23 protein-coding genes and 1 riboswitch are annotated in these 24893 nt (G+C 63.4%); of the genes, 9 read left to right on the plus strand and 14 right to left on the minus strand.

Annotated elements, in window-relative coordinates:
• Nucleotides 1-69 precede the first annotated feature (69 nt).
• The 5 genes from BPHY_RS01980 to gloA all read left to right on the plus strand — a co-directional run bounded on the left by BPHY_RS01980 (nucleotide 70) and on the right by gloA (nucleotide 5144).
• Entirely contained in the window at nucleotides 70-1461 is a 1392-nt protein-coding gene (locus BPHY_RS01980; RefSeq protein WP_012399816.1) for a peptidylprolyl isomerase, read from the plus strand.
• Nucleotides 1462-1475: 14 nt separating this feature from the next.
• Nucleotides 1476-2477, plus strand: a complete 1002-nt coding sequence (pdxA, locus tag BPHY_RS01985; RefSeq protein WP_012399817.1) for a 4-hydroxythreonine-4-phosphate dehydrogenase PdxA — start codon at nucleotides 1476-1478, stop codon at nucleotides 2475-2477.
• Nucleotides 2478-2497: 20 nt separating this feature from the next.
• A complete protein-coding gene (rsmA, locus tag BPHY_RS01990) occupies nucleotides 2498-3328 on the plus strand; it encodes a 16S rRNA (adenine(1518)-N(6)/adenine(1519)-N(6))-dimethyltransferase RsmA (RefSeq protein WP_012399818.1) in 831 nt (276 codons plus the stop codon).
• Between the two features lie 223 nt (nucleotides 3329-3551).
• A complete protein-coding gene (locus tag BPHY_RS01995; protein WP_012399819.1) occupies nucleotides 3552-4679 on the plus strand; it encodes a porin in 1128 nt (375 codons plus the stop codon).
• A 78-nt stretch (nucleotides 4680-4757) separates the two neighbouring features.
• A complete protein-coding gene (gene gloA / locus BPHY_RS02000) occupies nucleotides 4758-5144 on the plus strand; it encodes a lactoylglutathione lyase (protein ID WP_012399820.1) in 387 nt (128 codons plus the stop codon).
• Between the two features lie 49 nt (nucleotides 5145-5193).
• Here gloA and BPHY_RS02005 read toward each other — a convergent pair whose 3' ends face one another.
• From BPHY_RS02005 to BPHY_RS02060, 12 genes are all read right to left on the minus strand, one after another.
• Nucleotides 5194-6051, minus strand: coding sequence for a M48 family metallopeptidase (locus BPHY_RS02005; RefSeq protein WP_012399821.1), 858 nt, complete (start codon nucleotides 6049-6051; stop codon nucleotides 5194-5196).
• 59 nt (nucleotides 6052-6110) lie between these two features.
• Nucleotides 6111-6869: a lysophospholipid acyltransferase family protein gene (locus tag BPHY_RS02010; RefSeq protein ID WP_012399822.1), complete on the minus strand. Its 759-nt coding sequence runs from the start codon at nucleotides 6867-6869 to the stop codon at nucleotides 6111-6113.
• A gap of 37 nt (nucleotides 6870-6906) precedes the next feature.
• Entirely contained in the window at nucleotides 6907-7464 is a 558-nt protein-coding gene (gene gmhB, locus BPHY_RS02015) for a D-glycero-beta-D-manno-heptose 1,7-bisphosphate 7-phosphatase (RefSeq protein WP_012399823.1), read from the minus strand.
• Nucleotides 7465-7474: 10 nt separating this feature from the next.
• Nucleotides 7475-9574, minus strand: coding sequence for a glycine--tRNA ligase subunit beta (gene glyS, locus BPHY_RS02020; RefSeq protein ID WP_012399824.1), 2100 nt, complete (start codon nucleotides 9572-9574; stop codon nucleotides 7475-7477).
• Between the two features lie 15 nt (nucleotides 9575-9589).
• Complete coding sequence (gene glyQ / locus BPHY_RS02025; RefSeq protein WP_012399825.1) at nucleotides 9590-10597, minus strand: glycine--tRNA ligase subunit alpha; 1008 nt, start codon at nucleotides 10595-10597, stop codon at nucleotides 9590-9592.
• 226 nt (nucleotides 10598-10823) lie between these two features.
• Nucleotides 10824-12518, minus strand: a complete 1695-nt coding sequence (lnt, locus tag BPHY_RS02030; RefSeq protein ID WP_012399826.1) for an apolipoprotein N-acyltransferase — start codon at nucleotides 12516-12518, stop codon at nucleotides 10824-10826.
• Nucleotides 12519-12554: 36 nt separating this feature from the next.
• Nucleotides 12555-13451, minus strand: coding sequence for an HlyC/CorC family transporter (locus BPHY_RS02035; RefSeq protein WP_012399827.1), 897 nt, complete (start codon nucleotides 13449-13451; stop codon nucleotides 12555-12557).
• A gap of 142 nt (nucleotides 13452-13593) precedes the next feature.
• Nucleotides 13594-14253: a gamma-glutamylcyclotransferase gene (locus BPHY_RS02040; protein WP_012399828.1), complete on the minus strand. Its 660-nt coding sequence runs from the start codon at nucleotides 14251-14253 to the stop codon at nucleotides 13594-13596.
• Nucleotides 14254-14338: 85 nt separating this feature from the next.
• A complete protein-coding gene (ybeY, locus tag BPHY_RS02045) occupies nucleotides 14339-14800 on the minus strand; it encodes an rRNA maturation RNase YbeY (protein WP_012399829.1) in 462 nt (153 codons plus the stop codon).
• A gap of 30 nt (nucleotides 14801-14830) precedes the next feature.
• Nucleotides 14831-15919, minus strand: a complete 1089-nt coding sequence (locus BPHY_RS02050) for a PhoH family protein (protein ID WP_012399830.1) — start codon at nucleotides 15917-15919, stop codon at nucleotides 14831-14833.
• Nucleotides 15920-15951: 32 nt separating this feature from the next.
• Nucleotides 15952-17322 carry a tRNA (N6-isopentenyl adenosine(37)-C2)-methylthiotransferase MiaB gene (miaB, locus tag BPHY_RS02055; protein ID WP_012399831.1) on the minus strand — a complete coding sequence of 457 codons (1371 nt, stop codon included), beginning with the start codon at nucleotides 17320-17322 and terminating at the stop codon, nucleotides 15952-15954.
• Between the two features lie 214 nt (nucleotides 17323-17536).
• Entirely contained in the window at nucleotides 17537-18562 is a 1026-nt protein-coding gene (locus tag BPHY_RS02060; RefSeq protein WP_012399832.1) for a LysR family transcriptional regulator, read from the minus strand.
• Between the two features lie 110 nt (nucleotides 18563-18672).
• On the opposite strand from BPHY_RS02060, the gene BPHY_RS02065 reads away from it, so the two are divergent.
• The 4 genes from BPHY_RS02065 to ribB all read left to right on the plus strand — a co-directional run bounded on the left by BPHY_RS02065 (nucleotide 18673) and on the right by ribB (nucleotide 22409).
• The gene (locus BPHY_RS02065; protein ID WP_012399833.1) at nucleotides 18673-19068 is read left to right on the plus strand and encodes a VOC family protein; all 396 of its coding nucleotides are present in this window, start codon (nucleotides 18673-18675) and stop codon (nucleotides 19066-19068) included.
• Nucleotides 19069-19088: 20 nt separating this feature from the next.
• A complete protein-coding gene (locus tag BPHY_RS02070; RefSeq protein ID WP_012399834.1) occupies nucleotides 19089-20267 on the plus strand; it encodes an MFS transporter in 1179 nt (392 codons plus the stop codon).
• Between the two features lie 251 nt (nucleotides 20268-20518).
• On the plus strand, nucleotides 20519-21208 hold the full coding sequence (locus BPHY_RS02075; protein ID WP_012399835.1) for a helix-turn-helix domain-containing protein: 690 nt from the start codon (nucleotides 20519-20521) through the stop codon (nucleotides 21206-21208).
• A 75-nt stretch (nucleotides 21209-21283) separates the two neighbouring features.
• Nucleotides 21284-21456: riboswitch (FMN riboswitch) on the plus strand.
• 218 nt (nucleotides 21457-21674) lie between these two features.
• Entirely contained in the window at nucleotides 21675-22409 is a 735-nt protein-coding gene (gene ribB / locus BPHY_RS02080) for a 3,4-dihydroxy-2-butanone-4-phosphate synthase (protein ID WP_012399836.1), read from the plus strand.
• A gap of 120 nt (nucleotides 22410-22529) precedes the next feature.
• On the opposite strand, the gene BPHY_RS02085 is transcribed toward ribB, so the two are convergent.
• On the minus strand, nucleotides 22530-23216 hold the full coding sequence (locus BPHY_RS02085) for an HAD family hydrolase (RefSeq protein ID WP_012399837.1): 687 nt from the start codon (nucleotides 23214-23216) through the stop codon (nucleotides 22530-22532).
• Between the two features lie 128 nt (nucleotides 23217-23344).
• Nucleotides 23345-24844, minus strand: coding sequence for a glycerol kinase GlpK (gene glpK / locus BPHY_RS02090; RefSeq protein WP_012399838.1), 1500 nt, complete (start codon nucleotides 24842-24844; stop codon nucleotides 23345-23347).
• Nucleotides 24845-24893 lie beyond the last annotated feature (49 nt).

Consider the following 24893-nt stretch of genomic DNA (forward strand, 5'->3'; position numbering starts at 1 on the left):
CGGGGGCGCGCCAAAACGCATCCGGATCGAAAAGACGGGCCGAGCGTGCCCGACATCTTTGGAGTATCTGTGGCAATCATGAAAAAGCTTCGCCTGGCAACGTTCGCGACCGGCTTCGCTGCGGCCGCTTCCATTCTGCTGGCCGGACCCGCGCACGCGCAGGCACTGAACGGCAGCGGCAGTGCCCAAACAGTCGATACGATCGCGGCTGTCGTCAATAACGGCGTGATTACGCAGCGCGAGCTGGACATGCGCGTTGGCCTGATCACGAAGCGGTTGAATCAGCAGCACGCGCCGATTCCGCCCGCCGACCAGTTGCGCCAGCAGGTGCTCAACCAGATGGTGCTTGAGCGCATCCAGTTGCAAAAGGCGCGCGAAGACGGCATCACCGTCGACGACGCGACGGTGCAGCGCACACTCGAACGTCTCGCCCAGGCGAACAACTTGCAGCTCGACATGTACCGCGCACGTATCGAGGCGCAAGGCGTGCCCTGGACGACCTTCATGGGCGACGCGAAGACGGAGCTGATCCTGTCGCGTCTGCGCGAAAAGGAAGTGGACAGCAAGGTCACGGTTTCGGACGCGGAAGTGGCGAACTACATCGCCAGCCAGCGCGGCCCGACGGCAGGCCTCGCGAGCGATCTGCACCTCGAGCACATTTTCCTGAAAGCGCCGCTCAATGCGTCCCAGACGGATATCGAAGCAGCCCAGGCCAAGGCGAACGCGCTGCTTCAGGAAGCCTTGAAGGGCGATAACTTCGGCAAGCTCGCGAAGTCGAATTCGCAGGCTCCCGATGCGTCGAAGGGCGGCGATCTGGGCTTTCAGGCACCGTCCAGGCTACCGGCTGAATTCGTGACGGCGGCTGCGACGCTGCGTCCGGGCCAGGTCAACCCGTCCGTGATCCGCACCAACGACGGCTTCGAGATTGTGCGTCTCGTCGAGCGCCGCTCGGGTCAGGGCTCGGCTTCCGCCGACTCGACGAAGCTCGTGCAGACGCACGTGCGCCACATCTTGCTGCGTGTCGGTGACGGCATGTCGGAGCCGCAAGCACGCCAGAAGCTGTTGGAAATCCGCCAGGAAATCGAAGCGGGCCAAGGCGACTTCGACAAGTTCGCGCGCACGTATTCGCAGGACGGCTCGGCGTCGCAGGGTGGCGATCTGGGCTGGATCAGCCCGGGCGAAACGGTCCCGGAGTTCGAGCGGGCGATGAATTCGCTGCAGGACAACCAGATCAGCCAGCCTGTGCGAAGCGAGTACGGCTACCACCTGATCCAGGTGCTCGGCCGCCGGGAAGCGGAGGGCTCGGTCTCTCAGCAGATGGATCTGGCGCGTCAGGCGATCGGCCAGCGCAAGGCGGAACAGGCCTATGCCGACTGGCTGCGTGAACTGCGTGACACCGCATATGTCGATTACAAGGTAGGCCCGGTCACGGGCACATCCGCGGACAACACCGCGCAATAACCTCTGGAATCGTCATGATCGCTGCCCAGCCCTCGAACGACCCGCTTCACATCGCGATCACCACGGGCGAGCCGGCTGGCGTCGGTCCTGAACTGACGGCACAGGCGCTCGCAGCGGCGGGCGCACATTGGCCGGACGCGCGCTTCTCGGTGCTCGGCGACAGCGCTCTGATGGACGAGCGTGCGAAGGCCGTCGGCGTCGACTGGGCCGCGCAGCAGGGCCGTCGCATTGCCATGCAGCATCATGCGCTTGCCGTGCCGGCGCTGGCCGGGAAGCTGGATGCACAGAACGGCCCGTATGTGCTCGGGCTGCTCGATGCGGCTATCGATGGCGCGCTGGCGGGTACGTTCGACGCTATCGTCACCGCGCCGCTGCAGAAGAGCACGATCAACGATGCCGGCGTGCCGTTCACCGGCCACACCGAATATCTGGCGGAGCGCACGGGGACGCCGCATGTCGTGATGATGCTGGCGGGCACAGGCGCAAGGCCGCTGCGCGTCGCGCTGGCGACTACGCATCTGCCGCTGAAGGACGTGTCGGCGGCGTTGACGGTCGACGGCATCGCCGACACGCTGCGCATCATCGATCACGACTTGCGTCGCCATTTTGGCCTGCCCGCGCCGCGCATTCTCGTCACGGGTCTGAATCCTCACGCGGGCGAGAACGGCTATCTCGGGCGCGAGGAAATCGATGTGATCTCGCCCGCGCTGCGACTGGCGAACGGGCAGGGCATCGACGCGCGCGGTCCGTATCCGGCGGATACTCTGTTCCAGCCGCGTTATCTGAACGAAGCCGATTGCGTGCTCGCGATGTTCCACGATCAGGGCCTGCCCGTGCTCAAATATGCGACGTTCGGCGAAGGCATCAACGTGACCTTGGGCCTGCCGATCATCCGCACGTCCGTCGACCACGGCACGGCGCTCGATCTTGCCGGTACGGGCCGCGCGGATGCGGGCAGCCTGATCGCCGCGATCGACACCGCTGTTTTCATGGCGCGCAACCGGCGCGCCGCGTGATTTTTTCGTAGCTTCTTTCGATGTCCAACAGTTCAAGCAGACAGCACCAGGGCCACTTCGCGCGCAAGCGCTTCGGACAGAATTTTCTGGTCGACCTGGGCATCATCGATTCAATTGTCGACGTGATCCGTCCACAGCGCGGCGAGCGCATGGTCGAAATTGGACCGGGGCTCGGTGCGCTTACGGAACCGCTGGTCGAGCGTCTCGCGACGCCCGAAGCGCCGCTGCATGCTGTCGAACTCGACCGCGACCTGATCGGGCGTCTGAAGAAGAAATTCGGCAACCTGCTCGAACTGCACGAAGGCGACGCGCTCGCGTTCGACTTCGGCTCGCTCGCGGGCGAGGGCGACAAGCCGACGCTGCGTATCGTCGGCAATCTGCCGTACAACATTTCCAGCCCGCTGCTGTTTCATCTCGCCACCTTCGCCGAGCGCGTGATCGATCAGCATTTCATGTTACAGAACGAAGTGGTGGAGCGCATGGTCGCAGAGCCGGGCAGCAAGGCGTTCAGCCGGTTGTCAGTGATGCTGCAGTATCGCTATGTGATCGACAAGCTGCTCGACGTGCCGCCCGAATCGTTCCAGCCGCCGCCGAAAGTCGATTCCGCTATCGTGCGCATGATCCCGTACGCGCCGCACGAACTGCCCGCCGTCGACGAAATCAAGCTCGGCGAAGTCGTGACGGCGGCGTTTTCGCAGCGTCGCAAGATGTTGCGCAATACGTTGTCGACGTATCGCGATTCCGTCGATTTCGAAGCGCTCGGCTTCGATCTGCAACGCCGCGCCGAAGACGTGCCCGTCGCGGAATACGTGGCCGTTGCGCAGGCCGTGTCGGCGGCAGCGGGCACTTAGTGCATCGTTGATGCATCAATCGCACCGCAACGTTTGATCGTTGCGTTCGCACAGATCAGTGTAGACAGCCCGCAACACGCGGGCTTTCTTTTATCTTCCTGACTCTTCATACAGATTACTCTTACGCTTTCTTGCGCTTGCCATTTGCGGCGGCTGCGCTGCCGCGCCGCTTTAAGACATTCCCACGCAGTTCATGTGCAAGCAGGGTGAATCAGGAGACGGTATGACGAAGGTGAGCAAGAGAGTGACGATCTGCGCGTGGGCCGCGATGTCGCCTGCATTGACCTGCGGCGCGGCGTATGCGCAGTCGAGCGTCACCTTGTACGGCATCGTCGACGAAAGCGTCCGCTATATGACGCACGTGAACAAGAACGGCGACTCGAGCGTGGGACTCGGCAATGGTGGCATGTCGGAAAGTCGTTGGGGTTTGCGTGGCGTCGAGAATCTGGGCGGCGGCTGGTCTACGTTCTTCAAGCTCGAAAATCGTATCTACATCAACAGCGGACAAAGCGACCCAACGCTGCCGTTTTTCAACGAGGCGCAGATTGGCGTGCAATCGTCGACATACGGCAAGCTGATTTTCGGGCGCATGCCGAACGTGCTGATCGAAGGCATTACGATCGGCGGTTATGGCAGCAACCCGTGGATTCCGTATGACTTCAGCTTCCAGCCGGAAGTGACGATGTCGGGCGGCATCTGGACGAGCAATCAGGTTCAGTATCAGGCGCGTGCGCATGACGTGATGTTGTCGGTAGCGTATGCGTTCGGCGGCGTCGCGGGGCACACGTCGTATGGATCGCAATTCGGCGCGGCGGCGGCGTACGCGCCGAATGGCGGACCGGTGAATTTGGGCGGCGCCTACGAAGAGACGCGTGATTCCGTCAACGGCAGCACCGCGAAGGCCTGGACCTTCGGTGCGTCGTACACCTGGAATCAGACGCGCTTCGCGCTCGGCTACATCGTCAATCAGAACGATGCGGGCTTTTCCAACTTCGCGAACGGGCCGTTCACGGCGCCTGTGCTCGCCGCGCTCAAGTACACGGATTTTTCGCGGCGTCGCATGATACTGGGCGGCATCACGCAGCAGGTGGGTGCCGCGTGGCATTTCGCAGCGAATGTATGGCGGACTTTGCAGGACGGCAAGACGTCGGCGCAGGACGGCTCCGCATGGCAGTATCAGCTCGTGGCCGACTACAGCCTGTCGAAGCGCACGGACGTCTATCTGGAAGGCGATTATGCGTTGTATCGCGGCGATCTGATCGGCGCGCAGTTGCAGGGTGTCAATGGGGTTGGGCTGGCGCAGAAGGGTTCGCAGATTGGCTTGATGACGGGGCTGCGTCATCTATTCTGAAGGTTGTCACTCAGCGAACGCGCGGCTTTTTCTGTACATTGACGTTCTCGACATCATCAAGCAACAAGGGAGTGTACGATGCGCCTTCTCCATACCATGCTCCGCGTGGGCAATCTCGATCGTTCGATCAAGTTCTACACCGAGCTGCTCGGAATGAAAGTGCTGCGCCGCAATGACTATCCGGAAGGGAAGTTCACGCTCGCCTTCGTCGGTTATGAAGACGAGAAGGACGGTACGGTGATCGAGCTGACGCACAACTGGGACACCGAGTCGTACGACATGGGCAATGCGTTTGGCCACCTCGCGGTGGAAGTCGATGATGCGTATGCCGCGTGTGAAAAGATCAAGCAGCAAGGCGGTAATGTTGTGCGTGAGGCTGGGCCTATGAAGCACGGTACGACCGTTATCGCGTTTGTTACTGACCCTGACGGGTACAAGATCGAGTTTATTCAGAAGAAGTCTTAAACCCAGCAAAAAAACCAAATGGCGACCGCGTCGCAGACAGAAAAAACCACTAAAGCGTAGGCAGGAGCTCAGGCGGATGATGCTTAAGCGTCTGCCGGGCTTCACGAAACTCAGGAAAGATGGATTCAACCGTCTGCCAGAACCGCGGACTATGGTTCATCTCGCGCAAATGCGCGAGTTCATGTGCGACGACATAGTCGATCACCGACAGCGGAAAATGAATCAGCCGCCAGTTGAGCCGGATCTTCCCGTCGCTTGAACAACTACCCCAGCGCGTCGCCGCCGATGACAACGCATACGCGCGATACGTCACCCCCAGCTTCTCCGCATACACAACGAGCCGCTCGCCGAAGATCCGCTTTGCCTCGCCCTGCAACCACCCCTGCACGCGATCCTTGATCTGCTGCGGATCGGCTTGCGCCGGCAACGGCAGCGCGAGCACGTTGCGTTCGCCATCGTACGCAAGCAGTGCATTCGATGCCGCAAGCGTCACACGTACGGTGTGCCCGAGATACGGCACCTCAGCACCATCTTTCCAGTCGACGCGCGGCATCACGCGCTGTTCCGTGCGCGTTTGCCATTCGGCGAGTTTCGTGAAAATCCAGCGCTGTTTTTCGGCGATCGCGGTTTCGATGTCGCTCAGTGTGACCCAGCGCGGCGCAGTGATCGTGAGCCCCGTGCTGTCGATCGCAAAGCCAATCGAGCGGCGCGATGAGCGCTTCAGTGCATAGTGCAGCATGCGCGCGCCGAGCGTGACGCTGCGCAGTTTCGAGCCATCGGGTGCGAGGGGAGCAGCGGGCTTCGGTTGCGGCGGCGCCGCAGTTTTGCCCGGCTCGTCGAAGAGCGGCAGATCGAGTTGCCGGCTATCGAGCGCCGCAGCAGGCTGCGGCTTGGAAGACTTCTGCATCGGACTCACTTCGCGCTGATACGCTGCGAAGCGCACAGGTGCGCACGCAGCGTGGCGCGTCAGATTCGGGCGGCGGCGGGCGTGCTCTGCTCGTCGCCATAAGCGGCTGGATCGATGCGACGCATCTCGGCTTCGATCCACGTTTCGACGCGCGTATTCACTTCGTCGGGCGTGAGCCCGGTGGTGTCGATCGGTTTGCCGATCGACACCGTGACTATACCCGGATATTTCGTAAACGAGTTGCGCGGCCACACACGCCCGGCGTTGTGCGCGATGGGCACGACGACTGCCCCTGTCGCGACGGCAAAGCGCGCGCCTCCCGTCTTGTACTTTCCCTGCTTGCCCGTCGGTGTGCGCGTGCCTTCGGGGAACATGATCACCCACGCGCCCTCGGACATGCGCCGCGCGCCTTGCCGCGTGACCGACGCAAACGCGTTCTTGCCTTCCTTGCGGTCGATGTGGATCATCTTCAGCAGACCGAGCGCCCAACCGAAGAACGGCACATACAGGAGCTCGCGCTTGAACACGTAGCACAGCGGACGCGGCATCAACGCAGGAAATGCGAGCGTCTCCCACGCGGACTGATGCTTCGACAGCAACACGGCTGGGCCGTTCGGCAGATTGTCCATGCCACGCAGTTCGTAGCGGATGCCGTTCAGCTTGCGCACCACGGCGAGCGTCGCACGGCACCAGCCGACGGCCATCCAGTAGCGATTGTCGGCACGCATGAATGGAAAGGCGATGAAGCATGCGGTCGCATACGGAATTGTGAAGACCGCAAAAAATATCAGCAGCAACAGAGAACGGATGAAGCGCATCGGCGTGGTCAGTGGGTGAGGGCGCGCGCTACGCGCGTCATTCTTGTACTTCGGCGAGAAAGTCCAGGGCGAACGCGCGCAGATCGTCATGCACGCGCGTGCCCTCGGGCAAACCGCCTGCTTCGAGCGTCTTCTTGCCCTTGCCCGTCAGCACCAGATGCGGGATGAAACCGAGCGCCGCGCCCGCCTGCAGATCGCGCAGCGAATCGCCGACACATGGCGTCTCTTCCGGGTCGACCTCGAAGCGCTCGGCGATCATCTTCAGCATGCCGGGCTTCGGCTTGCGACACTCGCAGTGGTCGTCGGCCGTATGCGGGCAGAAGAACACCGCGTCGATGCGCCCGCCGACGGCGGCCGCCGCGCGATGCATCTTCAGATGCATCGCGTTGAGCGCATCCATGTCGAACAGACCGCGGCCGATGCCCGACTGATTCGTCGCAATAGCCACGCGATAACCCGCCTGGTTCAGCCGCGCGATCGCTTCGAGGCTGCCGGGCAGCGCGACCCACTCGTCGGGTGATTTGATGAACGCATCCGAGTCGACGTTGATCACGCCGTCCCGGTCGAGCACCACCAGTTTCTTTGCAGTCGGCATGATGCGTTGCTCAGGCTGCCAGCCGCGAAATATCCGCGACGCAGTTCATCTGTTGATGCAGCGCGCCGAGCAGCGCAAGACGATTCGCGCGCAGCGCCGGATCTTCTGCGTTGACCATCACGTCGTTGAAGAACGTGTCGACGGGTTCGCGCAGCGCCGCGAGTGCCGACAGGGCGCCCGTGTACTCCCCCTCGGCCAGCTGCGACTGCACGCGCGGCGCAACCTGCTCAAGTTGCGCATGCAGCGCTTTTTCGGCCGCTTCGATGAGCAACGTGATCTGCACGCCGTTCGCGCTCGCGGCTTCGGACTTCTTCAGGATGTTCGAGATGCGCTTATTTGCCGCCGCCAGCGACGCCGCTTCCGCGAGCGCCGCGAACTCGCGCACGGCCTCCAGTCGGGCGACGATGTCGTCGAAACGTGTCGGGTTCAGCGCGAGGACGGCATCGACTTCGCCCGCCGAATAGCCGCGTTCGCGCAACTGGCCGCGCAGGCGGTCGATGCAGAATTCGTAGATGGCCTGCGTCGAATCGGTGACGTTCGGCACGTTCGTGAATTGTGCATTTGCGGCGCGCAGCAGTTCGACGAGATCGATCGGCAACTGCTTTTCGACCAGGATACGCAGTACGCCGAGCGCGTGACGGCGCAGTGCGAACGGATCTTTTTCGCCCGTCGGTTGCAGGCCGATGCCCCAGATCCCGACCAGCGTTTCGAGCTTGTCGGCGAGCGCGACGACGGTGCCCGTTGCCGTCGACGGCAACGCATCGCCCGAGAAGCGCGGCTGATAGTGCTCCGAGCACGCAAGCGCGACTTCTTCCGGCTCGCCGTCGTGGCGCGCGTAGTACGTGCCCATCGTGCCTTGCAGTTCGGGGAATTCGCCGACCATGTCGGTCAGCAAGTCCGCCTTCGAGAGATGCGCGCCGCGCTTTGCGAGGGCGACATCGGCGCCGATCATTGCCGCAATTGCGCCTGCCAGCGCTTCGACGCGCTCGACGCGTTGCAGCGCCGAGCCGAGCTTGTTGTGATAGACGACGTTCGCGAGCTGCGGCACGCGGTCGGCGAGAGGACGCTTCTTGTCCTGCTCGAAGAAGAATTTCGCGTCGGCGAGACGCGGGCGCACCACGCGCTCATTGCCTTCGACAATCTCGCCCGGCGTCTTCGTCTCGATGTTCGACACGATCAGGAAGCGCGAGCGCAGCTTGCCGTTCGCGTCGGTGAGCGCGAAGTACTTCTGGTTCGTCTGCATCGTGAGGATCAGGCATTCCTGCGGCACCTGCAGGAACTCGTCCTCGAACTCGCACGCATAGACGACGGGCCATTCGACCAGCGACGTCACTTCGTCGAGCAGCGACTCAGGCATCACGACCTGATCGCCGTTCGCCTGCGCGAGCAGATGCGTGCGGATTGCTTCCTTGCGGTCCGCGAAATTCGGCACGACCTTGCCCTTGTGCACCAGCGTTTCCGCGTAGTGATCCGCGTGCTGGATCTGCACGAAGCCTTCAGACAGGAAACGATGGCCGAGCGTGGTGTCGTCGGCATCGATGCCAAACGCGGTGACGGGCACGATCTCTTTGTCGTGCAGCACCGTCAGACGATGCACCGGGCGCACGAACTGCACGTTCGAGCCATCCGGACGCTGATACGTCATGACCTTGGGAATGGGCAGCTTCGCGAGCGTTTCGTCGAGCGCGGCTTGCAGGCCTTCGGCGAGCGTGGCGCCGGGCGCCGCGTAGCGCAGGAAGAACGCTTCCGCTTTGCCGTCGTTCGCGCGTTCGAGGTCGTTCACCGAGAAGTCGGGGAAGCCGAGCGCCGCGAGCTTCTTCGCGAGGGGCGGCGTGGGCTGGCCGTTCGCATCGAGTGCGACCGACACGGGCAGCACTTTCTCGCGCACATGCTTTTCGGGCGCGACATTGCGCACGTTCTTCAAGGTTACGGCGAGACGTCGCGGCGTCGCGTAACGTTCGAACTGCAATTCGCCTTCGATCAGGTCGCGCGCCGCGAGGCGTTGCGCGATGCTTTCCGCGAATGCATCGCCAAGACGGGCGAGCGCTTTCGGCGGCAGTTCCTCGGTCAGCAGTTCGACGAGCAGGGTGGCTTGATGGGATTGCGTCATGTCTTCTTGGTCTCGTCAGTCCTGGTCGATCTTGCGTTCGACTTTGAGCGGCGGCGCCCACGCGGGCATCGCGGCATCCTGTTCGTCGGTGGTGAGGCCGGGCACGCCGTGCACGGGATTGCCGAGCATCGGGAAGCCGAGCTTTTCGCGCGAGTCGTAATACGCCTGCGCGACGAGGCGAGACAGCGCGCGAATGCGGCCGATATATGCCGCGCGTTCTGTCACGGAAATGGCGCCGCGTGCGTCGAGCAAATTGAAGGTGTGCGCGGCTTTGAGGACGAGCTCGTAAGCGGGCAGCGCAAGGGGCACCTCGATCATGCGCTTAGCTTCGCTTTCATAGCTGTTGAAGAACGTGAACAGCAGGTCGGTGTTCGCGTGTTCGAAGTTGTACGTCGACTGTTCGACTTCGTTCTGGTGATATACGTCGCCATACGTGAGGCGGCGCATTTCCGGGCCGTTCGGGCCTTGTTCTTCCCACTCGGTCCAGATCAGGTCATAGACGTTCTCGACCTTCTGCAGATACATCGCGAGACGCTCGAGACCATACGTGATTTCACCGAGCACCGGCTTGCAGTCGAGGCCGCCCACCTGCTGGAAGTAGGTGAACTGCGTCACTTCCATGCCGTTGAGCCACACTTCCCAGCCGAGGCCCCATGCGCCGAGCGTCGGGTTTTCCCAGTCGTCCTCGACGAAACGCACGTCGTTCTGCTTCAGATCGAAGCCGAGCGCTTCGAGCGAGCCCAGGTACAGGTCGAGGATGTTTTCCGGCGCCGGCTTCAGCACGACCTGATACTGATAGTAGTGCTGCAGACGGTTCGGGTTCTCGCCGTAACGGCCGTCCTTCGGGCGGCGCGACGGCTGGACGTATGCGGCGCGCCACGGCTCGGGGCCGACTGCGCGCAGGAACGTATGGACGTGAGACGTGCCCGCGCCGACTTCCATGTCGATCGGCTGGAGCAGCGCGCAACCCTGCTTGTCCCAATAGGATTGCAGCGTCAGGATGATTTGCTGAAACGTGAGCATGAAGTGCCTTGAAGGGTGCCTTTCAGGCAGGACGCGATTGCCTTGCCGCCCGCGAGGCGCGCCGGCCGTGCTGACCGTTGACCCCGTAGCCGGCCGGTTGCGCGGCCCAGTGCTGTAAAACCCTGAATTTTACCGGATTGCCGGTGGCTTGAGACTTTCTGGGGTGTGGCGGTTCGGCGGGGCGCCTTTGTGCTGTTCACGTGGCGCCGCCCGTTTTGCCTCGATCTCAGGCGTTGCCGTTGTTTTTGTTCTTCCTCGCCCGGCCCGGACCGAACGCGAAGCCGAAGGCGAGGAACAGCAGCGCTATCGCGAGCACCGTGTTGTTGCCGCTCGTCACATAGGGCGTATTGCCCGTCGTGCCTTGAATCGTCGCTTCAATCGAACCTGCCGTGAATGCCGGCATGCGCGCGATCACGTTGCCGTGCGCGTCGATGGCGGCCGTTGCGCCCGTGTTGGTTGCGCGCAGCATCGGCCGTCCCGTCTCGAGCGAGCGCATGCGCGCGATCTGCAGATGCTGGTCGAGCGCGATCGTGTTGCCGAACCACGCGAGATTCGTCGAATTGACGAGCACGCCAGCCGGCGAGTCGCTCTCGCGCACCGTGCGCGCGATTTCCTCGCCGAAGATGTCCTCATAGCAGATATCGACGGCAATGGGCTGGTTGTGCACGAAGAACGGCTTTTGCACGGGTGCGCCGCGTGCGAAATCGCCCAGCGGAATATCCATCAGGTTCACGAACCAGCGAAAGCCCCATGGCACGAACTCGCCGAACGGCACGAGATGATGCTTGTCGTAGCGGTACACGCCCATCTGTTCCGGCGTGACGCCGAACAGGCTGTTCGTGTAGTCGACGACGCGTCCTTCCGGCGTGATCTTGCCGCCGATCGCGCCGAACAGGATCGACGAATGCGTCGAATCGGCGAATTTGCGCACGGCGAGCGCGAACGGCTCCGGAATGGCTTGCGCGAGCACGGGAATCGCAGTTTCCGGCGTGACGATCAGATCGGCGGGCTTTTCGGTGATCATCCGCTGATATTCGTCGATGGCCTCCTTCACGCCCGACGCTTCGAACTTCATGTCCTGCTTCACGTTGCCTTGAAGCAGGCGTACCGTCAACGACGCGTTGGCGGGCGTCGTCCACGACACCAGCGGCAGCAGCAGGCCAGCGGCAATCAGCGCGATGGCGGCGACGGCGGGCATCGCGATGCCGGCGCAGCGCGGGGCAGCGTCTGCCGCGCTGTTTTTCGGTGCGCGCGCACGGAAGACGGCCTGCGCGATCAGCGCGGCGGCGAGCGCCATCACCCAGCCGACACCGTACACGCCGGCAACGGGCGCAAAACCGGCGAACGGCCCATCCACCTGCGCATAGCCGCTCGCGAGCCACGGAAAGCCCGTGAACACGGTGCCCCGCAGCCATTCGCCGACAGCCCACGCGCTCGCGAAGGCGAATGCGCCGTGCCATGTGGGCGAGAACGGTGCATCGTCGACGAGCTTGCCGTTGCGCGCGTGTCCCGCGCAGAACGACCACGCGCCCGCCGCAAGTGCGGGATAGACGGCGAGATACAGCGAGAACAGCACGAGCGCCGCGCCCGCAAGGGGCGCCGGCATGCCGCCGTAGAAGTGCATGCTCACGTACAGCCACCAGACGCCCGTCACGTAGTTGCCGAAACCGAACGCAAAGCCGGTCAGCGCCGCGCTTTTCCACCCCGTCGTGCGCGTGATCCACGCGAAGAAGAAAACGAAGATCGCGAGTTCGAGCCAGCCGCCATGCGGCGTCGGCGCGAACGAGAGTGTGTTGAGCGCGCCGACGGCGGCGGCGGCGAGGTAGTGCCACCACGGCAACGTCCGGGCGCGCCCGATATTTGCGTCGGCTGCGTCGGGCGTCACGCCGCGGCGCAGACGGGTAGTGATCGGGTCGGCCATTGTTGCGCGGTCGGCTTCAGAAGAACTCGGGGTGGATCAGGTTTGCACGTGCTGGGCGTCGCGTTCGCGCTGGCCCGCGAGGGGATCGCGGCGCACAAGCAGCATGTGGATCTGGCGTGCGTCGGCGCGCAGCACTTCGAAAATCAGGTCGTCGAGCCGCACTTTTTCGCCGCGATGCGGCACGCGTCCGAAATGGTGCGTGACCAACCCGCCGATCGTGTCGACCTCCTCGTCGGAGTAGTGCGTGCCGAACTCCTCATTGAACTGCTCGATTTCGGTCAGCGCGCGTACGCGGTAGCGGCCGTCGGGCGACGCGATGATATTGCCGCTTTCCTCGTCGAAATCGTATTCGTCCTCGATATCGCCGACGATCTGCTCGAGCACGTCTTCGATCGTGATCAGGCCCGCAACGCCGCCATATTCGTCGACGACGATGGCAAGGTGATTACGGTTGACGCGAAAGTCGTGCAACAGCACGTTCAGGCGCTTGGATTCGGGGATGAAAACGGCCGGGCGCAGCATGCCGCGCACATCGGCTTCGTCTTCGGCGTAATAGCGCAGCAGGTCTTTCGCGAGCAGCACCCCGATCACGTTGTCGCGGTTGCCTTCGTACACCGGGTAGCGCGAGTGCGCTTTCTCCAGCATGTACGGAATGAATTCGTCAGGGGAGTCCGCGATGTTGATCGCGTCCATCTGGGCGCGGGGGATCATGATGTCGCGCGCGCAGAGTTCGGAAACCTGGAACACGCCTTCGATCATCGACAGCGAATCGGCGTCGATCAGGTTGCGTTCGTGCGCGTCCTGCAGGATTTCGAGGAGTTCGCCACGAGAATCGGGCTCGGGCGAGATGAAGTCGGTCAATCGCTCGAGGAGTGACCGTTTTTCCTGGGGTTTGTCGCTGGTATGGCGTCGACTGGGATACGAATCGTTCATGGTGGTGCGCCCGGAAAACTGGGCGCGCTGTTGCAGAGCGTTAAGGATACACCACGGTCGTGGCGGGATCGTGTCCCCGAAGGTTTTCGCTTTTATCCTAACTGATTTTGCCCGCCGCGCGGCGAATGCCAGCGAAACTGCCCTAACCGCACCCACACCTGGACAACAGGGCCTCAAGCGCCCGATCCGGCATCCCACTCTCCCGTAATGCCGCAACCGTGCGGCTCACATAGTCGAGCGTCGTGCCATAGCGCCCCGACGCGCATCCCAGCACCGCTTTGACGACATCATCGGAAAGCTTCCCGGTATACGAAGCCACATCGCGCCGCATGACAAAAGCGAGGGCATCGACGCGCCGCCCATCGGCGAGTACGCACGGCAGCCACGCAGGCCGGTACGATCCCATCGCCATTTCCCGCCGCCACAGCGCTTCGAGGTGCGGCATCGCGCCCTCGGCGGCGAGCCTGAACGCGATACCGCTGCACGAGCCGCCGCGGTCGAGCGCGAGCACCAGCCCCGGCTGCTCTGGCGTGCCGCGATTGACGCGTGACCACAGATACAGTCCGCGATGATAACCATGCACCCGCGAGCGCAGCGCTTCGACCGTCGGCAGGCCGGGGTTCCAGATCAGCGACCCATAGCCGAACAGCCACAGGTCGCGCTTGCGATCCCAGTCTTGCAGCGAGCCGTCCAGCGACGCGCGCAGTTCGTCGTCAGTCAGCAGACGGGATTCGCCCAGCGATGGCGGATAGCCGGGGCAGGGGGAAAGCGGCGACGGTGGCGTTGAAACGGGTTGGCTCACGTTGATTCGATCGATGGGCTTGGCGGAGATTCAGAGCCTTCAATCGACGTTAGAGAGTCCGGCTCTGTGTTCCTGTCGTCGAGCCTTATTCGTAAGGGTCAGGGAAGCCGAGCTTGCCGAGCACCTCGGTTTCGATGGCTTCCATCTCTTCAGCCTCGTCCTCGTCCTCGTGGTCGTAGCCCTGCGCGTGCAGCGTGCCGTGGACGAGCAGATGCGCGTAATGCGCTCCGAGCGGCTTGCCCTGCTCGTTCGCTTCTTTCTCGACGACAGGGCAGCACAGGATCAGGTCGCCCGTAACGGGATCGTCCTCCGATTCCGCATAAGCGAACGTCAACACGTTGGTCGCGTAGTCCTTGCCGCGATATGTGCGGTTCAGCGTGCGGCCTTCGTCGGCGTCGACGAAACGCACGGTCAGCTCGGCATCCGCGAACAGCGCGGCCTTGATCCACGCGGCGACAGTCGCCTTCGGCAACAGCGACTTGTGTTCCGGCCACGCTTTTCCAGCGGGAAACTGGAGGTTCAGCGACAGTTTCGGGGCGCGGCTCATGCGTCTTTCTTCATTGCGCTCATGATCGCGTCACTTCGCGGTTGCCGATGATTCCGACGGCTCTGCTTCTTTCTTCGAGTGCGCGTCGTAAGCCTCGACGATGCGCGCGACGAGCGGATGCCGCACCACGTCTGCGCTCGTGAAGCGCGTGAGCGCGATGCCGCGCACGTTCGCGAGCACGTGCTGTGCCTCGATCAGCCCGCTCTTGTTGCCGCGCGGCAAGTCGATCTGCGTCGTGTCGCCCGTGACGACCGCCTTCGAGCCGAAGCCAATACGCGTCAGGAACATCTTCATCTGCTCGGGCGTCGTGTTCTGCGCCTCGTCGAGAATGATGAACGCGTGATTCAGCGTGCGGCCGCGCATGTACGCGAGCGGCGCGATCTCGATCATCTGGCGCTCGAACATCTTGGCCGTCTTGTCGAAACCGAGCAGATCGTAGAGGGCGTCATACAGTGGACGCAGATACGGATCGACCTTCTGCGCGAGATCGCCGGGCAGGAAGCCGAGGCGTTCGCCCGCTTCGACCGCGGGGCGCGTCAGCACGATGCGCTTGACCTGATCGCGTTCGAGCGCGTCGACGGCGCAGGCGACGGCCAGATACGTCTTGCCCGTGCCCGCCGGACCGATGCCGAACGTCACGTCATGCGACACGATCTGCTTGAGATACTCGCGCTGCGCGGGCGTGCGGCCGCGCAGATCGGCGCGGCGCGTGTAGAGCTTCGGCCCCAGTTCCTCGACATCATCGGCGCCTTCGTGCGCCGGCTCGTCGAACGGATGATCGGGGTCGCCGCGGAAAAGCGGATCGAGTTCTTCCGTGTCGCCGTTGCCGCCGTTCGGCCGGCCGTGGTTGGCGGGGTGCCGCGCTTCGACGAGCGCCAGCTGGATATCGTCGACGGACAACGGATCGCGTGCGCTGTTGTAGAAGTTTTCGAGCGCGGTGAGCGCGACCTTCGCGCCGCGCCCACGAATGCTGATGCGATGTCCGCGGCGTTGCAGCGTGACGTCGAGCGCCTGCTCGATCTGCCGCAGGTTTTCGTCGAGCGGCCCGCAGAGGTTGGCGAGCCGCGCGTTGTCTTCGCGCGGCGCGGTGAATTCCAGATGTTGCTGAGTGGTCTTCAAGGCTTGAATCCGGTCCTGTCGTGCGCTGCAGCTTAGTGGGTGGCGGGCGCGGTGTCGTGAACCATCACGAGTTCGCCGCGCAGCGAGTGCGGATACGCATGCACGATCTTCACGTCGATCATCTGCCCGATCAGCCGCGCATGCGTTTCAACGGGCGCCGGGAAATTGACGACGCGGTTGTTCTCCGTGCGGCCCGCAAGTTCATTCGGATCCTTGCGCGCCGGCCGTTCGACCAAAATGCGCTCAACCTTGCCGACCATCGCCTGGCTGATGCGCTGCACGTTTTCTTCGATCGTGGCCTGCAGATGCTGCAGACGGCGCAGCTTCACTTCGCGCGGCGTGTCGTCCTGCAGGTTCGCCGCGGGCGTGCCGGGACGCGGGCTGTAGATGAACGAGAAGCTCGTGTCGTAGCTCATGTCGTGCACCAGCTGCATCATCTTGTCGAAGTCTTCTTCCGTCTCGCCGGGAAAGCCGACGATCATGTCCGTCGACAGTGACAGGTCCGGGCGGATCGCGCGCAGCTTGCGGATCACCGACTTGTATTCGAGCACGGTGTAGCCGCGCTTCATCGCCATCAGGATGCGGTCCGAGCCGTGCTGCACGGGCAGATGCAGATGGCTCACGAGCTTCGGCACCTTCGCATAGGTGTCGATCAGGCGCTGCGTGAATTCCTTCGGATGCGACGTCGTATAGCGAATCCGTTCGATGCCGGGGATGTCCGCGACGTATTCGATCAGCGTCGCGAAGTCTGCGATCTCGGTCGCGCCCAAGGTCATCGCGCCACGATACGCGTTCACGTTCTGGCCGAGCAGCGTCACTTCGCGCACGCCCTGGTCGGCGAGACCGGCGATTTCGGTGAGCACGTCGTCAAGCGGGCGCGACACTTCCTCGCCGCGCGTGTACGGCACGACGCAATAGCTGCAGTACTTGCTGCAGCCTTCCATGATCGATACAAACGCGCTCGGGCCGTCGATGCGCGCCGGCGGCAGGTGATCGAATTTTTCGATTTCCGGGAAAGTGATGTCGACCTGCGGACGGCCGCTCGCGCGGCGCTGGTCGATCATCTGCGGCAGACGGTGCAGCGTCTGCGGACCGAACACGAGGTCCACGTACGGTGCGCGCGCGACGATCGACGCGCCTTCCTGACTCGCCACGCAGCCGCCGACGCCGATCAGCAGGTTCGGGTTCGCTTCCTTCAGTTCGCGCACGCGGCCGAGGTCGGAGAAGACTTTCTCCTGCGCCTTTTCGCGTACGGAGCACGTGTTGAACAGAATGACGTCGGCGTCTTCCGGTGTGTCGGTCTTGACGAGTCCTTCAGCCGCACCGAGTACGTCGACCATTTTGTCGGAGTCGTACTCGTTCATCTGGCAGCCAAAGGTCTTTACATAAACTTTCTTGGTCATCGAGTGTTCGCCGGTCGCAGTAATTAACCTGGGGGCGTCAATAAAAGGTGAAGAGACGAAAAACGCATGGCGCCTCAGCGCGGAGGTCCGGCGCGAGGGCGCCCGACTGCACGGCGGCGGGAGCGAAGCCGGAGCGCCGACATGCGTTCTTACAGCGTAATCCAGCATTATAGCCCTTTGCTGCATGGGGCTTTGGCGGCGTGCCGGGCGTCTTTCATGCGTCCGGTTCTCTGTATGCGTGCCGCTTTCTTGCGCGCACGGACGGCTTTTGCGCGCCTTGAGGCGACCCGCCCGCGCCGCCCGGCAACTGAGGCAGGCCGAGTTGCCTTTCCAGTTCGCCCGTCACACGGGCGAAGCGTTCGGCAAGGAAATCGAGCAGCACGCGCACGCGCGGCGCCATGAAGCGGTTGCGGTGATACAACGCGTGCAGCGGTGCATCGGGGTAGCGCCAGTCCGGCAGCAGCACGCGCAGACCGTCGCTTTTCAGGTCCGCTTCGACGTCCCACATCGATTTGATCACGATGCCATAGCCGCGCAGGGCCCATTCGCGGGCGACGGCGCCGTCGTTGGTTTCGCGCGCCGATTCCAGCGCAATCGTGTACGTGACCGTTTCGTCGCCGCGCGTGAAGCGCCATTCGTTGACGGGGCCCGACGCGGTGCCGAGTACGATGCAGTCGAAGCGCGCCAGATCCAGCGGATCTTTCGGCTCGCCGTGTCGCGCGATGTATTCCGGCGACGCGCACAGCACGCGCGGATTCGGCGCGAGCCAGCGCGCGACCAGCGAGCTGTCCTGCGGCACGCCGAAGCGGATCGCGAGATCAATGTCTTCCTGCACCAGATTCTGTAGCGAGTCGGACAGCGTCAAAGCGAACGTGACGTCCGGGTAGAGCGCGTTGAACTCGTCGAGCCAGTGCATCAGCAGATTGCGGCCGAAGTCCGACGTCGCGGAGATTCGCACCTTGCCGCGCACGGCGTTCTGGCCTTCCTGCAGCGCGGCTTCGGCGTCGTCCAGCGCGCGCAGCGCCTGCTGGCAGCAGCTCAGGTAAACGCGGCCTTCGTCGGTGAGGCGCAGTTGACGCGTGGTGCGCTCGAAAAGCCGCGCTTTCAGTCCGCCTTCCAGTTTCGCAAGACGCGCGCTGGCCGCTGCGGGGGTGAGGCCGAGCTTGCGGCCCGCCGCCGACAGGCTGCCCAGCTGCGCCGCTTCGACGAAGAGGCGGATGTCACCCAGGTTGTCGGTCATTATCAATCATCATTTGAAAATCCTTCAAATGATAAGCCAATTATCAAATCCCTGCGGCACGCGGACAATCCGACCTGTCAACGCGTCATCCGCGTTTACCCGGAGCCATCATGCATCTCGACCACGCGACGATCGTTACCCCTGATCTCGACGCCACCCGACGGTTTTTCGTCGACGTCGCCGGGCTGACGGAAGGCGCGCGGCCGCCCTTCGGCGTCGGCGGTTACTGGCTATATGCAGACGGACGCCCGGTCATCCACCTCGTCGACTCGACGCTGCCGTCTCAAACGGGCCGCACGAGCCCGCGGATCGATCACATCGCATTCCGTATCGACGATGCGCAAGCGTGGCACGCGCTGCTCGCACGGCTGGAGACGGCGGGCGTCGTATATCAGAGCGCCGATGTGCCGCTTTCGGGTGAAGTGCAATTGTTCGTCGCGCTCGCGTCGTCCGTCGTCGTCGAGTTCGTGACGGCGGCGCGCAACGCCGCGCGCGCGTCCTTCTGAACCGTCTTCTGGAGCTTCACATGCCCATCCCCTTGCTCGCGCTCGCCATCAGCGCCTTCGCCATCGGCACGACCGAGTTCGTCATCATGGGCTTGCTGCCCGAAGTGGCGAAGGATCTCGCCGTGTCGCTGCCGTCAGCCGGTCTGCTCGTCAGCGGCTATGCGCTCGGCGTGGCCGTCGGCGCGCCGCTGCTCGCCGTCGTCACCAGCAGGATGCCACGCAAGCTGGCGCTGCAATTGCTGATGGGCGTGTTCATTGTCGGCAACTTGCTGTGCGCGATCGCATCCGACTATTCCGTGCTGATGATCGCGCGCGTCGTGACGTCGTTCGCGCATGGCTCCTTTTTTGGCATCGGCGCGGTGGTGGCCGCGTCGCTCGTGCCGCAGGAAAAGCGTGCAAGCGCGATTGCGCTGATGTTCACCGGCCTTACGCTGGCAAACGTGCTCGGCGTGCCGTTCGGTACGTTCATCGGTCAGCAGTTCGGCTGGCGCGTCGCGTTCTGGATCGTCGCGGCATTCGGCGTGATGTCGCTCGCGGGTGTCACCGCGCTTGTGCCGAACCGGCACGACACGGGACCGGCCGGTCTCGGGCACGAAGTGCGCGTGCTGAAAGAGCCGCAAGTATGGCTTGCGCTGACGATGACGGTGCTCGGCTTCGGCGGCGTGTTCGTCGTGTTCACTTATATCGCGCCGATTCTCGAACAGGTGGGCGGCTTCACGCCTCACGGCGTCACGCTGATCCTCGTGCTGTTCGGCGTCGGCCTGACGGTCGGCAACACGGTGGGCGGCAAGCTTGCGGACCGTTCGCTGATGCCGTCGCTGATGGGCATTCTGATCGCGCTCGCCGTCGTGATGGCCGTGTTCGCGCACACGAGCCACTCGCAGGTTGCGGCGGCCGTCACGGTGTTCATCTGGGGCATCGCGGCGTTCGCGACGGTGCCGCCGCTTCAGATGCGTGTCGTCGAAAAAGCGAAGGCTGCGCCGAATCTCGCGTCGACGCTCAACATCGGCGCGTTCAATGTCGGCAACGCGGGCGGCGCATGGCTGGGCGGGCTGGCGATCAGTCACGGTTACGGGCTCGATGCGCTGCCGTACGTGGCCGCTGTGGTCGCGCTGGCCGCTTTGGGCTTGACGTGGATCGCCGCGCGGCTGGATGCACCCGCGGCCATCGCGACGCGGAAAATGCGCGAGCGGGTTTGAGTCGCGCTTCGCTGCAAGATGCTTTCGCTGCCCATGCTTCGCGAAGCGCGGGCATCTGCCGTTCGATCCGATGCCGAGGATGTGCCATGAACAGGCCGCATGCCGAAGCGCATCGCACGTCGGTGCATAAGGGTCCTCTGCAATCGTGATAACAGTGTGAAGATAACTTCGTTGGGCGCATGAAAACCGGGTGCTAGTCTTGCCTTCACTAGTGCTTGCTCCGCGCCGGTGCGGAGCTTCTGGAGGCAATCATGCAGTCACCGCTTGCGCTCGTACGCGACCGCGCGCCCGAAGGTCACGACGCGGCCCACGCTCCCGACGAACCGCGCACTTCCGAATTCGATGCGCTCGAACACCGCGTCGGCGTGAATCTGGCGCGGCTGCGCGCCGAACGTCAGTTATCGCTCGATGCATTGGCTCGCGCGTCGGGCGTGTCGCGTGCAATGCTCGCGCAGATCGAATCGGCGCGCAGCGTGCCGTCGATCAAGGTGTTGTGCAAGGTCGCGGCGGCATTGAAGGTGTCGGTCGCCGCATTCCTGCGCCGGCATGCCGTGAACGGCTTCGAGCATTTGCCCGCCGATCGCTCCGCGCGCGTGGTGACGTCGAACGGCCGTTACTGGACGCGTGCGTTGCATCCCGACGGCGAGCCGTCGACCGCGGAGTTTCACGAACTGCGCATCGCGCCGTTGCATACCGAGCCGGGCACGCAGCGCGCGCCGGGTACGACGGTGAATCTCGTCGTCAGCGTGGGGACGATCGAAGTCAGCGTGCACGATCGTCGGCAACTGCTCGCGACGGGCGATTCAATCGTCTTCGACGCCGACCAGCCGCACAGCCTGCGCAATCCGGGCGACACGGAAGCGCGCGCGTTTCGCGTGACGGTGAACGCGGAGACGCCGCCGCGCTGGGACGTGCCGCACGACGCGCATACGGAAGGATGAAACACGTCTAGCGCGCGGGCTGCACGCCGCGCGAGGTTGTTGTATGCTCTGCGAGCCGGATCGTTCCGGCAATCAGTACGTCTTCAGGGCGGGGTGAAATTCCCCACCGGCGGTATGCAGGCGGGGCGCATCATCGCGTGCGAGTCTGCGAGCCCGCGAGCGCCTGCGTTGCAGTTCGGGATGCAGGGTCAGCAGATCTGGTGAGAGGCCAGAGCCGACGGTTAGAGTCCGGATGGAAGAAGATGTGCAGATAGTCATCTGACTGTTCCTGTCGACGGGGAAGGGCGCGGCATCTGACGCGTTGTCTCCGTCTCCTGCGAGAAGATGGACTGGGTTGCTCGTTGCGAGCGGCGCGTGTGATCTGTCCGTTCGTCGCATGGCAGCCGTTTCGGCTGGCGGGGCGCGTTTGTCTGTTTGCAATGCCCTGAAACGTTTTTCGCCCACACTCTTGCGAGGAGCGTTTCATATGTCCGTTGTCTCCCACTCTGCTGCATTTGCCTGGCCTGCACCTTCCGTCGTCGCGGAGGATGCCGTCGCCGATCTCCCGTTGCTTGCCACCGAACCCGTTCCGCCGCGCGTCGCTGCCGCGCTCCACGCTTTGCGCGCAGGCCGTGCCGTCGTGCTTCAGGACGATCACGACCGCGAGAACGAAGCCGATCTGATCATGTCCGCGGAGCGTATGAGCGTCGAGATGATGGCGCTGTTCATTCGCGAGTGCAGCGGCATCGTGTGTTTGTGCCTGACCGACGAGAAGGTACGCGCGCTCGAGTTGCCGCCGATGACGGCTCACAACGAGAGCCGCAACACGACGGCGTTTACTGTATCGATAGAGGCACGCGAGGGCGTATCGACTGGGGTATCGGCCGCGGACCGACTGACGACGATTCGTGCCGCTATCGCGGACGACGCGAAGCCTGCCGATATCGTGCGGCCTGGCCACGTATATCCGTTGCGTGCGATGCCAGGCGGCGTGCTCGCGCGTCGCGGGCATACGGAAGGGACCGTCGATCTCGTGACGTTGGCGGGGCTGAAGCCCGCCGGTGTGTTGTGCGAACTGATGAACGCCGATGGCACGATGATGCGGGGTGCTGATGTCGAGGCGTTTGCCGCCAGGCATGACATGCCGATGCTGACCATTGCCGAGCTTGTCGAGTTTCGGCGCTCGCTGGCGCTTGCCCGAGAGGCGTGTGTCGAGGTCTGAGGTTGTTGTCTGCGACGCGGCCTGCCGGTTTGGGTCTTGATTTCGGCTGTTGGCGAAAAGCGGGCGCTGCCGCGCGGCAGTCAAAAACTGGCGCTGCGTCGCAGACAGGAAAGCCCCGAACTACGACTGCACGTCCCTAAACTCGCCCCGCATGCCAGCCTCAACAAACGCAGGCAACTCGTCCATGTGTTTCATGATCCGAGTGGTCCCCATGCTGCGAAGTACATCGGCATAACCATCCGGAATATGGCTCGCGCCAACAAACGCAATCGTCATCATGCCCGCCGCGCGAGCGGCATTCAAACCAGACACGCTATCCTCGACAACCACACACCGTGACGGCTCGACACCTAACTGCTGCGCAGCAAACAGATAAACATCGGGATAAGGCTTGGGCCGCGCAACCTGTTCCGCGCTGAACACCCTCGGCCCAAAAATCTCGGCGAGCCCTGCGCGGCGTACCGACGCGCTCACCCGCGTCATCCGGCTGTTCGATACGACGGCGGCCGGCAGCGGGACCCGCTGCAACGCATCGCGCACGCCGCTGATCGCGGATAGCGACGACGCCAGTTCTGCCTCGACGTTCGCCTCGACGGTCTGCAAAAAGTTGGCGGGGAGTTCGATGTCGAATGCCGTTTCGACGCTCTTCAGAAAGCGCGAAGTCTGCTGACCAAACGCGGTCTTGCAGATTTCGTGGAAATCGAGCGTCGGAAACGTGGCGGCGAGCGTGTCGTGCATCACGCGGTCGGCAATGACTTCGCTGTCGACGAGCACGCCGTCACAGTCGCAAATGAGATGGTCGATCATGCGGAAAACGGATGGAAAGCGCCGCCCGCGTGAATCGACGCGCGGGCGTGAAGGCAGGCACTACGGCGAGCGCAAAGCGTCATGATACGTGCTTTGCGGCCCGTCGGCGCCGGATCGCACGCGTCGAATCAAGGTGCGTCGGCCCACGCTTTCGCGGCGCGGATCGCGCGCTGCCAGCCGTCGAGGCAGGCCTTCGCCTGGTCGGCGGGCAGCGACGGCGAGAAGCGATGTTCGAGCTTCCATTGGTTCTGCAGTTCCTCGATGTCTTTCCAGTAGCCGGTTGCGAGTCCCGCCAGATACGCAGCGCCAAGCGCGGTCGTTTCGCTGACCTGCGGGCGCACGGCGTCGACGCCGAGAATGTCGGCCTGGAACTGCATCAGCAGATTGTTCGCGCACGCGCCGCCATCCACGCGCAATTCGTTGATATGGATGCCCGAGTCGGCTTCCATCGCCTTCAGAACATCCATCGATTGATAAGCGATCGAATCCAGCGCCGCGCGCGCGATGTGCGCTGACGTCGTGCCGCGCGTGACGCCGAACAGCGTGCCGCGAGCACGCGCGTTCCAGTGTGGCGCGCCGAGTCCCGCGAATGCCGGCACGAGATACACGCCGTCGCAATGTTCGACGCCGCGCGCGAGCGTCTCGACTTCCGACGCGCTGCGGATGATGCCCAGTCCGTCGCGCAGCCACTGCACGACGGCGCCCGCGATGAAGATACTGCCTTCAAGCGCGTAATTGATCTGATCGCCGATCTGCCATGCGATCGTCGTGACCAGATTGTTCTTCGATTCGATCGGCTTCGTGCCCGTGTTCATCACGAGAAAGCAGCCGGTGCCGTAGGTGTTCTTCACCATGCCGGAACGCGTGCACATCTGGCCGAACAGCGCCGCATGCTGATCACCCGCGATGCCCGCGAGCGGAATCTTCGATGCGAACACAGTCGTCTTCGTCGGCCCATACACTTCCGACGAAGGGCGCACTTCGGGCAGCATGCTGCGCGGAATGTCGAGCGCGTCGAGCAACGCGTCGTCCCATTGCAGCGTGTGAATGTTGAAGAGCATCGTGCGCGACGCGTTGGTCACGTCGGTGATATGCAGTTCGTGCTTGGTGAAATTCCACACGAGCCAGCTGTCCACCGTGCCGAACGCGAGCTTGCCTTGCTTCGCTTTTTCGCGCGCGCCTTCGACGTTGTCGAGGATCCAGCGGATCTTCGTTGCCGAGAAGTATGAGTCGACCGGCAAGCCCGTCTTTGCACGGACCTCGTCTTCGAGGCCTTGCGCCTTCAGCTGGTCGCAGAAGTCGGCCGTGCGGCGGTCCTGCCAGACGATCGCGTTGTAGATGGGATGACCTGTCTGGCGGTCCCAGACGATCGTCGTCTCGCGCTGGTTCGTGATGCCGATCGCTGCGATCGACGTGCCGTTCAGCCCTGCGTGCGTGACGGCTTCGGCTGCGACGCCCGCCTGCGTCGCCCAGATTTCCAGCGGATCGTGTTCGACCCAGCCCGGATGCGGATAGATCTGCCTGAATTCTTTTTGCGCAACCGAGACGACGTTGCCGTTGCGATCGAACAGCATCGCGCGCGAACTCGTGGTGCCCTGGTCTAGTGCCAGGATGTACTGATCCTGCATCGTCTCTTCTCCATGAGTTTTTTGTTGGACCAGCGCAGCGGAGCGCTCG

Origin of the sequence: Paraburkholderia phymatum STM815 (assembly GCF_000020045.1) — a bacterium.
GTDB classification, from domain to species: Bacteria; Pseudomonadota; Gammaproteobacteria; order Burkholderiales; family Burkholderiaceae; genus Paraburkholderia; species Paraburkholderia phymatum.

Excerpts from the sequence above, each read along its gene's own strand:
- ybeY (WP_012399829.1), bottom strand. The coding sequence starts at position 14,800 with ATGAGCCGCGCCCCGAAACTGTCGCTGAACCTCCAGTTTCCCGCTGGA.
- lnt (WP_012399826.1), bottom strand. The coding sequence starts at position 12,518 with ATGGCCGACCCGATCACTACCCGTCTGCGCCGCGGCGTGACGCCCGAC.
- glyQ (WP_012399825.1), bottom strand. The coding sequence starts at position 10,597 with ATGCTCACGTTTCAGCAAATCATCCTGACGCTGCAATCCTATTGGGAC.
- glpK (WP_012399838.1), bottom strand. The coding sequence starts at position 24,844 with ATGCAGGATCAGTACATCCTGGCACTAGACCAGGGCACCACGAGTTCG.
- BPHY_RS02010 (WP_012399822.1), bottom strand. The coding sequence starts at position 6,869 with ATGCGCTTCATCCGTTCTCTGTTGCTGCTGATATTTTTTGCGGTCTTC.
- rsmA (WP_012399818.1), top strand. The coding sequence starts at position 2,498 with ATGTCCAACAGTTCAAGCAGACAGCACCAGGGCCACTTCGCGCGCAAG.
- BPHY_RS02075 (WP_012399835.1), top strand. The coding sequence starts at position 20,519 with ATGCAGTCACCGCTTGCGCTCGTACGCGACCGCGCGCCCGAAGGTCAC.
- BPHY_RS02005 (WP_012399821.1), bottom strand. The coding sequence starts at position 6,051 with ATGCAGAAGTCTTCCAAGCCGCAGCCTGCTGCGGCGCTCGATAGCCGG.
- pdxA (WP_012399817.1), top strand. The coding sequence starts at position 1,476 with ATGATCGCTGCCCAGCCCTCGAACGACCCGCTTCACATCGCGATCACC.
- BPHY_RS02070 (WP_012399834.1), top strand. The coding sequence starts at position 19,089 with ATGCCCATCCCCTTGCTCGCGCTCGCCATCAGCGCCTTCGCCATCGGC.
- gmhB (WP_012399823.1), bottom strand. The coding sequence starts at position 7,464 with ATGCCGACTGCAAAGAAACTGGTGGTGCTCGACCGGGACGGCGTGATC.
- ribB (WP_012399836.1), top strand. The coding sequence starts at position 21,675 with ATGTCCGTTGTCTCCCACTCTGCTGCATTTGCCTGGCCTGCACCTTCC.
- BPHY_RS02060 (WP_012399832.1), bottom strand. The coding sequence starts at position 18,562 with ATGACCGACAACCTGGGTGACATCCGCCTCTTCGTCGAAGCGGCGCAG.
- BPHY_RS02065 (WP_012399833.1), top strand. The coding sequence starts at position 18,673 with ATGCATCTCGACCACGCGACGATCGTTACCCCTGATCTCGACGCCACC.
- BPHY_RS02035 (WP_012399827.1), bottom strand. The coding sequence starts at position 13,451 with ATGAACGATTCGTATCCCAGTCGACGCCATACCAGCGACAAACCCCAG.
- glyS (WP_012399824.1), bottom strand. The coding sequence starts at position 9,574 with ATGACGCAATCCCATCAAGCCACCCTGCTCGTCGAACTGCTGACCGAG.
- BPHY_RS01995 (WP_012399819.1), top strand. The coding sequence starts at position 3,552 with ATGACGAAGGTGAGCAAGAGAGTGACGATCTGCGCGTGGGCCGCGATG.
- gloA (WP_012399820.1), top strand. The coding sequence starts at position 4,758 with ATGCGCCTTCTCCATACCATGCTCCGCGTGGGCAATCTCGATCGTTCG.
- miaB (WP_012399831.1), bottom strand. The coding sequence starts at position 17,322 with ATGACCAAGAAAGTTTATGTAAAGACCTTTGGCTGCCAGATGAACGAG.
- BPHY_RS02085 (WP_012399837.1), bottom strand. The coding sequence starts at position 23,216 with ATGATCGACCATCTCATTTGCGACTGTGACGGCGTGCTCGTCGACAGC.